This window comes from Clostridium nigeriense, assembly GCF_050585245.1.
In the GTDB taxonomy this organism is placed as follows: domain Bacteria; phylum Bacillota; class Clostridia; order Clostridiales; family Clostridiaceae; genus Clostridium; species Clostridium nigeriense_A.
This window is the reverse complement of the sequence record NZ_JBNOOF010000004.1, coordinates 157,794-172,322: the sequence shown is the minus strand read 5'-3', so window position 1 is coordinate 172,322 and position 14,529 is coordinate 157,794. Positions and strand designations below refer to the sequence as shown.

Annotated in this window: 11 protein-coding genes and 1 pseudogene; 3 read left to right on the top strand and 9 right to left on the bottom strand. The window is 25.9% G+C overall.

Features of this window, described 5'->3' with window-relative positions:
* Positions 1-252 precede the first annotated feature (252 nt).
* A pseudogene (locus ACQPUY_RS08465) lies at positions 253-861 on the top strand (mannose-1-phosphate guanylyltransferase); the annotation flags it as partial.
* 179 nt (positions 862-1,040) lie between these two features.
* On the opposite strand, the gene ACQPUY_RS08460 reads toward ACQPUY_RS08465, so the two are convergent.
* From ACQPUY_RS08460 to ACQPUY_RS08420, 9 genes are all read right to left on the bottom strand, one after another.
* On the bottom strand, positions 1,041-1,202 hold the full coding sequence (locus ACQPUY_RS08460) for a hypothetical protein (RefSeq protein ID WP_430840713.1): 162 nt from the start codon (positions 1,200-1,202) through the stop codon (positions 1,041-1,043).
* Positions 1,203-1,283: 81 nt separating this feature from the next.
* Positions 1,284-2,894 carry a recombinase family protein gene (locus ACQPUY_RS08455; RefSeq protein WP_430840712.1) on the bottom strand — a complete coding sequence of 537 codons (1,611 nt, stop codon included), beginning with the start codon at positions 2,892-2,894 and terminating at the stop codon, positions 1,284-1,286.
* A 5-nt stretch (positions 2,895-2,899) separates the two neighbouring features.
* Positions 2,900-3,076, bottom strand: a complete 177-nt coding sequence (locus ACQPUY_RS08450) for a hypothetical protein (RefSeq protein WP_430840711.1) — start codon at positions 3,074-3,076, stop codon at positions 2,900-2,902.
* A gap of 68 nt (positions 3,077-3,144) precedes the next feature.
* A complete protein-coding gene (locus tag ACQPUY_RS08445; protein WP_430840710.1) occupies positions 3,145-4,848 on the bottom strand; it encodes a recombinase family protein in 1,704 nt (567 codons plus the stop codon).
* A complete protein-coding gene (locus ACQPUY_RS08440; protein ID WP_430840709.1) occupies positions 4,772-6,571 on the bottom strand; it encodes a recombinase family protein in 1,800 nt (599 codons plus the stop codon). The genes ACQPUY_RS08445 and ACQPUY_RS08440 overlap by 77 nt, the downstream gene beginning before the upstream one ends.
* A complete protein-coding gene (locus ACQPUY_RS08435; protein WP_430840708.1) occupies positions 6,564-6,707 on the bottom strand; it encodes a hypothetical protein in 144 nt (47 codons plus the stop codon). The genes ACQPUY_RS08440 and ACQPUY_RS08435 overlap by 8 nt, the downstream gene beginning before the upstream one ends.
* Before the next feature lie 53 nt (positions 6,708-6,760).
* Positions 6,761-7,429, bottom strand: a complete 669-nt coding sequence (locus ACQPUY_RS08430; protein ID WP_430840707.1) for a RecB family exonuclease — start codon at positions 7,427-7,429, stop codon at positions 6,761-6,763.
* Positions 7,430-7,559: 130 nt separating this feature from the next.
* Complete coding sequence (locus tag ACQPUY_RS08425) at positions 7,560-7,964, bottom strand: helix-turn-helix domain-containing protein (protein ID WP_430840706.1); 405 nt, start codon at positions 7,962-7,964, stop codon at positions 7,560-7,562.
* 60 nt (positions 7,965-8,024) lie between these two features.
* Positions 8,025-9,149: a hypothetical protein gene (locus ACQPUY_RS08420; RefSeq protein WP_430840705.1), complete on the bottom strand. Its 1,125-nt coding sequence runs from the start codon at positions 9,147-9,149 to the stop codon at positions 8,025-8,027.
* A gap of 253 nt (positions 9,150-9,402) precedes the next feature.
* Here ACQPUY_RS08420 and ACQPUY_RS08415 point away from each other — a divergent pair, with 253 nt between their 5' ends.
* Both ACQPUY_RS08415 and ACQPUY_RS08410 read left to right on the top strand, forming a co-directional pair.
* On the top strand, positions 9,403-12,423 hold the full coding sequence (locus ACQPUY_RS08415; RefSeq protein ID WP_430840704.1) for a hypothetical protein: 3,021 nt from the start codon (positions 9,403-9,405) through the stop codon (positions 12,421-12,423).
* A gap of 11 nt (positions 12,424-12,434) precedes the next feature.
* A complete protein-coding gene (locus ACQPUY_RS08410) occupies positions 12,435-14,252 on the top strand; it encodes a DUF2357 domain-containing protein (RefSeq protein WP_430840703.1) in 1,818 nt (605 codons plus the stop codon).
* Positions 14,253-14,529: the final 277 nt, after the last annotated feature.

Genomic DNA, 14,529 nt, shown 5'->3' with positions numbered 1-14,529 from the left:
ATAGAGATATATTTAAAATTTTTACAACTTATTGTTCCTAATGCTAAAAATGATAGTAAGTTTGAAATTTCACTGCTAAAGGCAAATGCCCAGTATAGACATACAACAATATATAAAATAATATAATTTTACTATAATAATTATTTTTACCAAGTAAGGCTGTATCCTCATCAAATACAGCCTTATTATTTTTCACAAAAAAAATTACATAGCATAAGATATATCAAAGTATTTACGTGGAGTTGAAAATTATTGATATACGGGCTAATATTAGCAGGAGGAAAAGGTACCAGGCTTTATCCTTTATCTAGATCAGCAAGACCTAAACAGTTTTTAAAGGTTATTAATGATAAAAGCTTTTTACAAAATACTGTAGATAGAGTATCACCATTAATAAATAAAGAAAATATTTATATTGTTACTAATAAGGATTATGAGGATAAGGTAAAGGTAGAATTAGATAATATTAATTCAAACAATATTTTAACTGAGCCAATGAATAAGGAAACTGCAACATGCATAGGACTATCAGCTGTAAAACTATTAAAAAAAGACAATGATGCTATTATGGTTGTTTTACCTTCGGACCACCATATAGAAAATGAAAAGTTGTATATTGAGACATTATCACAAGCTGTTGAAATAGCTAATAAGAAAAGAGGTATTGTAACTTTAGGGATTACACCTTCAAGGGCTGAGACAGGCTATGGATATATTGAAATGGGACAAAGAGCTATAGTAGAAATACCAACATTTAAAGTAGCAAGATTTACAGAAAAGCCTAACTTAGAAGTAGCTAAAGACTTCTTGTTAAAGGGCAGTTATTTATGGAATTCTGGAATGTTTATCTTTAGAGCAGATGCTCGCTTTACTACTTTGCGATGCAAAGGTTCCAATTTTATTATCATTTGTGTTCATTCTTATACTCCTTTGTTTATAAGGCTTGTAGGCTATCTACAAGTCTTTATTTTATGACTATGCTTTAAATTAATATTGTTATTTGACTTGAACAAAAGTTGACTTGAAATATGATGATTCATTTAATCATCATCACATCTATCACAAAAACCAAATTCATTCATTGGTTCTTCACATATTGGACAATAAGCCATATCTGAACTACCACAGTCATCACACCAACCATTGTCTATTTCTTCTTCTGTTTCTAATTTAGCACCACATAATTGACAGAAAAGTATCATTATATCACCTCCTTTAATTATAATCGTAAATAATAAAGTCAAATATAAATCAATGTAATAAGCCCCTTTATATTAATTGTTCTATAAATATTTAAATTTTATTTTAACTGCTCCAGTATCTCCATTAACAAATACTTTATCTATTACGGAAGATACAAGTTTCTTTTGTCCTTCAACGTTTAAGGAGTCTATTAGCTTAGAAAAGTTTTTTAATTTAGAAATAATATCATCACAATTAGCTATGAGAGCATCTTGTTGTTCCATTTCGGAATTAAGGTCAGCTAAGTTTTTATTTAGTTTAGATTCTTCTTCTTTTAAATTAGCTAGTTTATCTAATAGAACTTTAACTACCATAGCATCTTTGGTAAGGGATATATTATTTATAATATTATCAATTTGTTCTTTATTTTGAGCGATACTTTTTTGCAAAGAAGTATAAAGAATATTTTCAGAGGAGCTTTCTAATGAACTTTTATATTCCTTAAGTTTTTTTACTAGGGAACTTTTATCAATAGACATTTCCTTTAATTTATTAATAATTAGTCTATCTAGTTCTGGACCGTCAGTGTTTTTATTATCACATCTAGTACCACCAGAATTATGTTTTAAAGTACATGCATAGTAGTGCTTTCTTATAGGAGATTTTTTAGTAGGTTGCCCATAAGCAACTCTCATAAATGTTCCACATTTAGCACAACGTATCATACCACTAAGTAAAGCTCTATTACTACATCCCATATTAGGTGCTCTTACTCTATTTAATTTAGCTAACTTTTGTGCTTTTAACCAGGTTTCTGCTTCTATTATTCCTTTATGATTTGATACGGCATATATCCATTCGGAAGAATCTCTAAGCTTACTAGTTTTACCTTTTCTTTTTTTATAGATTAACATTCCATTGGAACCATTAACATTTCCATAGGTAGTTATCCCAAGGGATTTATAATATTCAACTATGCTTTCATCAGCTTTTACGTAAACAGGATTACTAATAAGATATGAAAGAGTAGTTTTACTCCAATATTTATTTCTTCTAGTTTTTATATTATTTTGTAGTGTGTATTTTTCTACTTTAGAAATACTACCAAATTCAAGATATTTATCAAAAATAAGTTTAGCTATTTCTATTTCATCTTTTACTGGAACAAGTTCAGCAAAGGTTCTGTTTTTACCAGAAGAATCAGTAACACCATTTCTTTTATTTGTATATCCAAAGGGCACTTCGCCTCCAAGCCAGTAGCCATTTTCAGCAAGAGAATACATATTATCACAAACTCTTTTTGAAATTGTTTCTCTTTCAAGTTGACTAAAAACAGAGCATATATACATCATTGCTTTTCCCATAGCAGAGCCTGTATCAAATTGTTCTACAACAGATATAAAGGAAATATTATATTTTTCTAAGTCATTAATTAAATTTGAGAAGTCACCAATATTACGACTAAGCCTATCTAATTTATAACAGATTAAAACCTGAAACTTTTTAGTTTTAGCATCATTCAATAACTCCATAAATTTAGGTCTATCAGTATCTTTCCCAGAGAATCCTTCATCGGCGTAAACTATTGTATTAGTTATTCCAATGTTTTTAAGATAATTAGTACAAAGGTGAATCTGTGTTTCTATGGAATCACCAGTTTCAACAATCTTTGAGCGACGAGCATAAATAGCAGCAGTTTTAATTCTAAACACCTCCTTTATACTTCATCTTTTATTTTAGTTATTAATTTGGTAGTACTTTCAACATCTTTAGGAAGAATATCTTTAATAGCTTCAATAACTGCAAAACTAAGCTCTTTAGATAATAAAGAGGTATCTATAAAAGCATCATCTTCTTCGATGAAAAGTGGAACCTTAGTATATTGATTAGGCATTTTTCCCCCAAGTATAATTGTTATACCTTAATATATATTCAAATAATAAGGGAAAAATCATAATAAGTTTATTTAAAGGCTATTTCAATAGAGGAATTGCTATAAACTTTAATATAGTCAATAATATTAATAAGTAGTAATCTTAAGCATCTGTTTTTTATATCAGTATTTTGTTCAGATAATATTTTTTCAAATGGAGATAACTTATTAATTATATATTTTCTGAAGTTTTCTTTAGGGATAATTTTATATAGGAGTTTTTCATCAATTACTTTTATTTTTTCATTAAGTTGAGATTTCATTAAATTTAAATGAGTTATAAATTCTTCAATAGACAGCAATAAACAAAGGTATTTATCGTAGGCATTTTCATCATCAGAGCTAGCTAAAGGATTATTATTTAGTTCATTTAATTCATCAGAAGCTTTTTTTATCATGGATTCAATATCATAAACATCATCTAGCAATTGACTCTTTTCAGATTTTAATGACTCTTTTCCTAGTTGTGATTTATTAAAGTAGTTAGTGTATAAGTTATCAATATTAGTATCCTTATCTATTAAAGAAGCAATAAGAGAGCTAAATTCATTAAAAACTATTTCATGTATAATAGAAGTTTTTATAGTAATAGTTTCTAAAGGTAAATTTCTTATATTTGTATTAGAATCATTATTTGTATGGCGGCAATAATATACATAACCAGTAGAATTACCATGATTTTTAGTTTTCAATATATTGCCACATTTTCCACAAGTAATAAGACCTTTTAGTAAAAATTGTGTGGATAAAAATTTAGGGTCTTTATATTGAAGTTCTTTTAGGGCTTTAGTTTTATTCCACGTATCGTCATTAATGAGTTGAAGATTTAAGTCAAACTTAGAATAGGTATATTCACTACTATCTTTTTTTCTAGGGTTTCTTCGACCACCTTTTTTATTCCAAGTCATAACACCAGTATAAATAGGATTGGAGATGATGCTTTTTATAGAATTTATAGTCCAGAGTCTATCATTATTGTATTTATATTCTGTTTTAATGTAATTAACTATGTTTTTAGGGCTATATCCAAGGGTATATAATTCAAAGATTTTCTTAACAACTCTAGCTTCTGTTGGATTTATAACAAGTTTACTTTTCCTTCTATTTGAAGGAACTGGAGAAAGTTCATACCCATATGGAGGAGGACCACCAGCCCATAAATTTTTAAGTATATTACCACAGTTACCCATAAAGGTTCTTGCACCAATTATATTAGACTCAAGAGCTGATAAGTTACTAAGAAGATTCTCCAGGAAAGTATTCATAGAGTCATTTTCAGAATTAATCTGTTCACCAGCTCTAGAATAAATGATTTCTATATTAAGCTTATTTAAAGTATGTTTAATTAATAGGCTTTCATATGCATCACGAGATAATCTATCGTGAGAGTAAACTATTAATTTATCAAACTTTTTAAAAGATGCATCGTAAAATAATTTTCTTATACCTTCTCTTAGGAAAATACTGGGATTTAAGTTATCAAAACTTTCATCAGAAGAGTTTAATATGCTAAGTTTAGGACCTAAAGAAGCTGAAAAGGTATCATCATATATTTCGTAAGGAATAGTATCCCAGTTATTAGCCTTTATTAATGAAAATATACTTTCTAATTGATTTTCCTTAGAGTTATTAGAATCTTGTTTTGCGGTTGAAACTCTAATGTATATTGCTAGCTTTTTCGGCTGTAAACTCATATTTGATTTTGATATTTCCTTTTGCATTACTGGAATCATTATTTAACTTCACCTTTACTTCTTTTATTATTTCAGAAAAAATGGATATAAATATATCTTCATTAGCTAAAATATAGTCAGTAATCTTATTAATGACAGTATATAGGGTGTTAATGTCCTTAATTTGATATAAATCATAATACTCTTTGGAAGAGTTGATTTTTTCAAATAAAGTATCTATATGAGAGATTTTTTGCCTATATTGTGTACATAGACCCGTATAAGAATCTATAGAAACCTTTTTATCATATATGTAGTTTATAAAAGATTCATCTTTAGAGTTTATATAATTAGCAACAGCTTCAAACTTTTTCTTTTTTAGAGAATTAATATTAGATGTATCTAATTGAGTTTTCTTATCAAGGCTCTTTAGGAATTTCTTAATAGTAGTATTACTATTAGATAAGCAGTCTCTAACTATTTCATTAACTATAAATCCTAATAAATCTTTCTTTAAAAAACCTGTGCACTTAGAATTACCACAATGTAAGTAAGCATCATCTACAAGCAAAAGTTTTTTGTTACAAGAGCATCGTAAAGCTCCCTTAAGTAAAAAGTCTGGAGTCCTATCAATTCTGCCTAGGCTTTCATAGGTTAAATATGAATATACGGTTTTAAAAATAGTGTAAGGAATAACGCCATTTAAGTTATTGGTTTTAATAAAAGCTCCCTCATCTAAACGTTCATCATAAAGTATAGTTTCATTACTATCAGTAGTGTACTTAAGACCTTTAAAAGGATGTTTTGAATCCTCTAGCATATAGCCAGCATAAGTACTGTTTTTAAGGCAGATAGTTATGTTATTTGTATTTCTTTTCTTATTTGTTTTGCTATTAATTAGATAGTGAAACTTAACCAATTTTATGCCTTCTAGAACAAAATCATGGGATTTTCTTTTAAGATATTTGTTTATAGTAGAACATAACTCGTAAATAGGAGTATTTTTATCCAATGAGTGTACTGGAATTTCTCCTTCATTAATATGCTTTTCTATATAATTGACAGCTTTTTCTAAAGCATTATAAATAAAAGTAATACTAGCTTTATTAGTATTTATAGATTTTTTTTCTTGAATTATTAAGGTATTAAATTCTAAGTACATATATTTAACAAATGCAAGCTTAATAGGCTCTTCATTAAAAATGGACTTAGAAGCTTTACTAGAGTCAGACTCATCTCTTTCTTCTCTTATATATCCAAATGGTGCGTTTGTACCACAACTATATGCACCCTGCGTTCTTCTAAATTTACGACCGTTACTAGCCCTTTGATTTATAGTATCAGGTTCCATTTCTGCTACCATTACCATTAAATTCTCAAAAAACTCTCCTTGGGAAGAGTTCCTAGGAAGTGATTGCGATTCATCAGAATAAATTAGGTTTATTCCTAACTTAGAAAAGGTATTTTTAATTTCCAACCAATCCTTATATCGTCTAACTAATCTATCGAGTCTATAGATTATAACAGTTTTAAAGCAACCAGCCTTAGCATCAGCTAATAATTTGGATAAACCCTTCCTTTTAGTTGGAGATAATTTTTTAGCAGAATCAAAATCAGTATAAACATTATAGATAAGAAGATTCTTTTCTTTTAAAGCATTTGTAGCAAGCTGAATCTGCGAACTTATGGAGTTATTATCTCTTGTACCAGAAATTCTAGCATATATAGCTGCGTAGTTTTTAGGGATATCAATAATATTATCAAGTGCTTTTAAATTATTCATTGCAATCATTAACCTCTAATATATCTTTATTTTCCATAATAAAAGATATTATAAAGTCGCTTAGCTTATTCCAAGTTTCAGATTTATCTATGTAAGAGATTTGAACTTTATATGTATTGTTTTGAATTTTTTTCATTAAATTCACCTCATTTTTCGTACGTTTTTTATTTAATATACAACAGTATAAAATTAATTTTTATGCATAATGTACATATCAGCAATAATTGATTTTAAACGGTCTAAGCATATATTAATGACATCTTCTGTTATTTCAAGGGAAATCTTATTATTGTTTGTCAGATAATAGTAGCTTATTATGTCAGGAACTATATTTAGCCTATGTTTTATAAGGACAATATAAAGGGGGAGCTGGATATCTGTATTAATATCAATCATAAGATTATTAGTAGTACCTGTTTTATAATCTAGCAATTCTATTTTTCCATCGTTATTTATAAAGACTTTATCAATCTTTCCACAAATAGTTAATACATTATTAACGTTGTAGTAGACCATTTCTTCAGATAATAAAGTTTTTCCAAAATCTTTACGGTCTTTAAAATAAATAGATAGTATATTTTTGGCTCTAATAAAGTTATTGAGCATTTCTTCAGTAGAATTATAACCTTCAGTAATCCAGTTTTTGTTTAATAGTCTTTCAAGAGCTTTAAGTGTTTGTTCTTTTTCGCTAAGAAGATTAAATTCATTTAAAGAGCTATGAATAGAATTACCGAAGCTAAGGTTTTTAGACTTCTTAGATTGATATCCAACCTTTTCTATATATTTTTTCTTATACGAATCTTTGTGATTATAAAAGGTATTAATACTTGTATTACTAAGTAGTAATTTTTTTGTCATATGTGTCACCTCATGTAGTATTCTTCACATATGTGTAGAATTTATTCAATAAATTATATAAAAAATTCAAAAAAATATATTTTTAAGGTTTATTATAAGAAAGTAAGTGATTAATAATGAAACCACTTACTTATGAAGAAGAGATTTTACTATAGAAATTAATATCATCTACAAGTTTTTCTAAAAATATATCAATTTTAGTAGAAGATAAATTTTCATTATTAGAAAGTTGAATTAATGCTTTTAATAAAGGTTTAAGATTCAATTTTAAAGATGAAGGCATTTCGTGGTTATCAAAAATAGAAGTTAAAATAGTATCTAGATTGTAAGAAAGGATATCTGTAACTGGAATATCTAGAGCAGAGCTTATTTTGTAAAGTAATTCTATGTTAAAAGTATCAGTTTTAGCATTTTCTATGTTATTTATAAGACCAGGGGATACATCTAATAGTTTGGCTAATTCTTGAGTAGAGTACCCCTTTACTTTACGTTTATATTTAATTAATTTACCTGCATCAATAACTAATTTATTCATAGCTCCTCCATAAAAAGATTCTTATTATGAGTATGGACAAGTTAAGCTTTTTATATAACATCATAGAAGAGATTTTTCGTGAAGGAATGCTAGTAATATAATTTGTACAATTTCAGACTTTAAATCCCTATTTTTATTAATAATATCCTCGATTTTTATTAATGAGTATTCATCTATATATTTAGAAACTCTATTTAAAATTTCATCTTTTATAGTAATATGACTTTCTGATAAATTACTATTTAATAGCCTATTTAGTTCTTTAAGCTCAACAGAAAAAACATGCTTAGGGCTTAAGTTAGGTGTTTTATATTTATAATTTTCTAATTGTTTATTAGCATCTTCTAATTCAGATATAAGAGTAGAATTTTTATCTTTGAGATGTGATATTTCGGAAAGTAGCTCAGTATTTTTACAGTGGAGATTTTTTATTTTTTCTGCAGAGCTTTCTTTTAATATAGCTAATTCTTTTATAGTTTTATTTTCCTCTAGAACAATAGGGCGCTTATTTTTATAAGTATTTATCCATTCTCCAATTACTTCTAAGGATATGTTATAAGTATCTTTAAACTTTTCTAAGATAGATTTTTTAATTTCATCATCAGTAATAATTAAAAGTTTATTTAAAAGTTCATTATCAGATTCTATAACTTTGTTTAAAGCTTTAGCTGTAATAGCTATTTTTTTCTTAGTTTTATTTTTATCAGAAATATTACTTTGTTCGGTTGATTCTTTTGGAGTAATAGTATTATCTATAACCTCATCGGTTTCAGAAGTATCAGATTTAGGTGTTTCTTCAAGCAAAAGGTTTGGATTTTTTATTAGATATTTAATTTCACTTATTATGTGCTTACATACATGGTGACTATTACTGTAACCGTCAGGTAACTTACCAGAAAGAAGAGTAAGAACTTCATCTTTACTTTTACAGTTAAATAACTTATCGTAAGTATCTGTATTTATATCTTTTAGATGTTTAATAGTTAATAAAGCTCGTATATACAAAGTTATGTGCTTTTTATTAGACTTCCATATATAATCTGTTATTTCTAGTTTTTCTACAGCTTCGTCTTTAATACTGTCAGTTAGAGTAGATACATTATTTATATCTGAACTGAGGATTGTATTTCTCTTTTCTTCTCTTAAATAAGATATTATATTTTTAATATTAGGGTTTTTAGGCATATAACCGTCCTTATAATATTGCTTTGTACTAATATTTATATGTTTAATGTTTGAAAAAAGTACATAAAAACTAGAAAATGTCTAATATATGATTTGTTAAGTGCGATAAAGAAAAAAATCAACGTATTAGTAATCTATTTTTTTTTTTTATTATTATTATTATTTATTTTAATACATTTATTACACTTAAATGCATTATAAGAAAAATATGGTATAATGTCTTTAAAAGTATAATTTTAAGGGGTTGGGAGTAGTGCAATATAAAAATATTGAAGAGTTTTATTTGGATTTGCCAGATGAAGTGTTAGAGATGGCTTTCAAATTAGATTATAATTCAAAGATAAAGAAATCTATTGATTTGGTAAAAAAAAATTCAACTAAATTAAAAAATATAACGGCTGACGAAGTAAGTAATCGCAAATTTGTAGATTTTTTATATAAAGAATATAGTATTGATAAATTAGAATTTAAAAGCATTACTGATGTATTGGGAAAAGTGAATAAAGATAATATAGTTGAATCAATGATATATGTTATCCATGAGTATTTGGGGGAGAAAAAATTGAATATGAATTTTAATCTTATAGCGAATAAAGTAGAAGAGCTACATAAGACTTATCCTTTAAATGATGAGAAGTCATTAAGTACTATTAATGATGTAAATTTAGAAGATAGGTTGACTCTAAAAGATACTATAGAAACTCAAGTTAAAAGTATTGTTATACTTAAGGAAAAAGATGATTATTTTAATATTTATCCATTAGCACATATTGAAGGTAGTAAAATATGTGTTTTAGAAAAGAATCAAAGAAAAGATATTTATCCTAGTTATGGTAATATAAATGTATATGTGCCATATAGTTCGAGATTAAGGAATTATAAAATAGATGAAAGAGAATTAAAAATATTTGCTTTTTCAAAAGAGAGTTTAAAAAGTACAACTTCAGGAAGTAAATATCAGATAGATGATAAATATATATTAAATGAAAATAATTTTTATGTAATAGAGAGAGAGAATATTTTTGAACTTATAGAACTTTTAGAAGATAGTCAAAGTATTGAGTACAAGTTGAAAAATAAACAACCTATAATAGTTAATTATGAAAGTAAAAATAATACTTATATAAGGAACTCTGAATTTATATATGGACCGTTTAAAACTAAGAATACTAGTGTAGGATATGAATTAGTATTAAATAGAGAAGATTATATAGTGGAAAAATATGATATTAACAAAAATGAAGGTGCTATAGATTTAATAGAGCTTCAACTAATTAATTATACGGATGCACCTAAAAGTATAATCTATTTTAAAAATGATAATTTAATAAAAGAAGAAATTGATATAATTAATGATAAAGAATTAGTTAGACTATTGAAGGAAAAGATAAATTTACTTAATACAATCTATTCACAAAATGAAATTATAAAAATAAGGGAAAGTATATTTTCTATAATTGATAATAAGCTGAGCAGCGATAGAATACAAAGGATAAGAATGTTAGTTTCTGAGACTGAAATAACAGAAGAGTTTATTCTAGAAGAGTTAATAGATATAATTGGAAAGTTATTAGATATAGATAATGGAGATAATATTTTAGTTAGAGGAATTTTGGCTAACAATGATAATTTGAGAAAGTTACAAAATTATAATATTGTAGAAAATAAAATAGAAAATAAAAAACTTGAGCTAAAAAATTTAGATAAAGAAATTGAAGCAAAAAAAATCGAGTCAAAGCAAATACAAGAAGATATAAAGAATAATGAGGACTTAATAAAAGAAAATAGTATAAACAGCTTTAGGGTACAAAATCAAGAAGAAATAAGAGAGGGAGAAGAGCGAAAGGAGAAATTACAGGCTGATATTTATCAATTGGAAAAAAAATATAACATAGTAGATGAGTACGCTAATTTGATGTTAAAAGTTGAAAATTTAAAAAAAGAAGCAGATATAGAAGAGAGTAAGTATCAGACATTCATCAAAAGTGGTGAAAGATGGAAGATGGAGATAAAAGAGCTAGAAGATAAGTTTAAAAGGAAATTAACTGAAGCTGTAAACGATTATGATTCACTTGCATTTGATGCATCATTTGAGGGGGTTATTGCTAACGAAATGATGAAGGCATCTGCAGAATGGAGTAAGAAAGTTAGTAGAGATGAGTTTGAAAACAGTATAATGTCAAAGAAGAATGTAGATAATTATTTAGAAATTTATGATAAAGAGGAGTTAATTAATTATCTTATTAAAAAAGTCAATACAAATAGAAGTTATACAAGGAATGAAATAATAAATATTATGATATGCATAGCTCAAGGTTTTTTAACTGTTTTTGCAGGAGAGCCTGGAGTTGGTAAAACATCAATATGTAATATATTTTCTCAAGCTTTAGGTTTGATTAATAATGGATACAGTGATAGATATATTGAAGTATCTGTAGAAAAGGGGTGGACATCTAAAAGGGATTTTGTAGGATATTATAATCCTTTAACAAAAGAGTTTGATAAAAATAATAACTTATTATTCTCAGCATTTAACATATTAGATATTGAGTTTAAGCGTAATATAAAAGATATTCCTTTTTATATTCTACTTGATGAAGCAAATTTAAGTCCTATAGAGCATTACTGGGCGGATTTTATGAATGTATGTGATTTGAGTAAAGATAATAGAAGTATAATTCTTGGAGATGGATATTCATATAATATCCCAGAAACATTAAGGTTTCTTGCAACTATAAATTATGACCATACAACAGAAACTTTGTCTCCTAGGCTTATAGATAGGGCTTGGATTATTACATTAGATAATTCTGAATTTGATGTGGTTGATGTAGATTTGGAAATAGTTGAAGATACAAAGAATAAAATAATTTCATTTAATAGTATAACTCAGACTTTTGGATATGATAGTTCTAAGTCTAAGGAAAAAATGGATGAAATTAGAGAAGTTTTAGAACAAATATATATTGAATTTAATGAAAATGGTATATCTGTAAGTCCTAGGATTAAAGGTATGATTAATAGGTATATAAGTGTTGGATATGATTTGTTTGAGAATACTGAAATCACAGCAAAAGAATTTGTTGCATTAGATTATAGTATAGCACAAAAGTTACTACCTAAAATAGATGGATATGGAGAAGAGTATAAAAGATTTTTAAATAAGCTAGAGAATATTTTCGATAAGAATAACATGATGAAAAGTAAAAAAATAATAAAGAGAATACTAGATAAAGGTGATAAGAATATGGAGTATTATCAGTTCTTTATATAATGGGTGAGGAAATGATATTTAAATTAGTCATAAATCCTAAAAATAGTAATGTTGATAATTTGGAGTTGGAGTTAAGAGAAACTCAGCCAAATTATATTAAAGCTTATAATAAAAAACTAGACATAGTGTATAGTAATTTAGAGTATTCTTTTGAGATAAAATGTGATGAAGAGATTTCAGATGTTAGAGTTTATATAAATAATAAAGAAGAAGATATTTTAGAGTTAGAATCGAAAATATGGTTTATATCTGATGGGAATAAAAAAGAAGCATTTAAAAGGATATTTAATAACTTTTATGGATACGTATATATATCTATAGAATATGTGCATAAAGACCAAATTTTTAGGGCTCATACTGATTGGCTAGATATATATATTAAAAATGATTATATGTCAGAGTTAATTAATCCAATGATAGAGTATATATACAATAATGCAAATAAATTTTTATATAGGGAAGACTCTAATGTATTAGATTATAGTTCTATAGAGAAAAGTAATAATAGAAATATATATACAAAAATTTCATTATTAGAGAAGATAGAATTAATTTATAGAGAAAACTTAAAGTTATTTAAAAATTATTCTTATTATGAAAGCAAAGAAAAGTATGTGATAGATGACTTTGAAAAGCTTAGAACTATAAATAGTGATACAATACAATTTATACTTAATAATCCACAATATCTAAAGCAGACAGAAACATTAACAGGAATTAAGTACAATAAAAAGAGTTCAATTCCTACAAAAACATTAATTAGTAAAAATGAAATATCACATAATGTATATGAGAATAAGGTAGTTTTAGGTTTTCTAAAATCAATATATCTATTATTGCAACAAGAGATTAAGTCATTATCATCAAGCGATATAAATAATAGAATAGATAGATGGGATATTAACTATATTTCCTCGGGATACCATATACATGAATTTGTATTTAATAATATAAATTTATACTTAGATAAGCTAATAGCTTTTAAAAAGAAGTTTTTAGAATTATATTTATTATACAAAAATGTTCTAAATTGTGATGAGATAGTCATAAATAAAGTTCCTAAGCCGACTTCAAACTTTATAAGATTTAAGCACTATCAAAAGATTTACTTAGCAATAAAAGAATGGTTTGAGTATGGGAATTATGATTTAGAAATAGAGAAAATGATTTTAAGTTTTAATAGTGTTAGTGAAATTTATGAATATTATATTTTGTTAAATATGAATGAATATTTATTGAAAAATAATTTTGATTTAGTTGATGTATCAAAAACTTCATATATATCTAATAAAAAAAGCTTATATACAAATAGTAAGTTTGAAAATACATTTTTATTTAGAAAAAATGATATGGACGTATGTATATTTTATCAACCGCTAATATCAGCGAAGAAAAAGAGCTTTAGTCCTAGCTTGGGGCTATTTAGAAATAATACTATAAATTATGAAGGAGATTATTCAGATTATTATACACCTGATTATGTTATTAAAATAAGTAAAAATAATTTAAATAAATATATTGTATTGGATGCTAAATTTTCAACTGTTAATACAGTGATTCGATATAGTTTTAATAAAATAGCATATAAATACGCATTCTCTATAAGTACAGCTAATTCTTATGATGAGATAGGTCAAATTTGGATAATAAATAGCAGAAACAATATGGATACAAGTAAGGACCTAATATATAATTTTTATAATAGTGATTTTGATATTAGAAATGAAGAGATAAGACCAGCGATGAATGTATTAACATTTAATCCTAAAATAGAGGCTAAAGAAAATTATGATAATTTATCGAGAATATTTAGAGAAATTAATAATTAAATAATATGGGGAATGAGATAAGATATAGTGAAAGTTAAGGTTGTAATCTGAGTGTTCGTATTCAGATAACAATCTTAATTTTATTTATTAATCAATATAGATTAAAAATATTGTCATTAAAATAATTTTAACTAATAAAATAAATTCTTGAAAATGGAAAGTATATAAGTTTTTACTTTGCTAAATTTATGTTTTATTATGGTAAAATGTATAAGGATATATACGCAGAATATATATTTAAATATTAATGGATAATTTAATATTTAAATACAGTTAA

Bases quoted from the DNA above. Each gene is read 5' to 3' on its own strand.
- ACQPUY_RS08450 (WP_430840711.1), bottom strand. From the start codon at position 3,076: ATGCCTAATCAATATACTAAGGTTCCACTTTTCATCGAAGAAGATGAT.
- ACQPUY_RS08445 (WP_430840710.1), bottom strand. From the start codon at position 4,848: ATGATTCCAGTAATGCAAAAGGAAATATCAAAATCAAATATGAGTTTA.
- ACQPUY_RS08440 (WP_430840709.1), bottom strand. From the start codon at position 6,571: ATGAATAATTTAAAAGCACTTGATAATATTATTGATATCCCTAAAAAC.
- ACQPUY_RS08420 (WP_430840705.1), bottom strand. From the start codon at position 9,149: ATGCCTAAAAACCCTAATATTAAAAATATAATATCTTATTTAAGAGAA.
- ACQPUY_RS08430 (WP_430840707.1), bottom strand. From the start codon at position 7,429: ATGACAAAAAAATTACTACTTAGTAATACAAGTATTAATACCTTTTAT.
- ACQPUY_RS08425 (WP_430840706.1), bottom strand. From the start codon at position 7,964: ATGAATAAATTAGTTATTGATGCAGGTAAATTAATTAAATATAAACGT.
- ACQPUY_RS08435 (WP_430840708.1), bottom strand. From the start codon at position 6,707: ATGAAAAAAATTCAAAACAATACATATAAAGTTCAAATCTCTTACATA.
- ACQPUY_RS08410 (WP_430840703.1), top strand. From the start codon at position 12,435: ATGATATTTAAATTAGTCATAAATCCTAAAAATAGTAATGTTGATAAT.
- ACQPUY_RS08460 (WP_430840713.1), bottom strand. From the start codon at position 1,202: ATGATACTTTTCTGTCAATTATGTGGTGCTAAATTAGAAACAGAAGAA.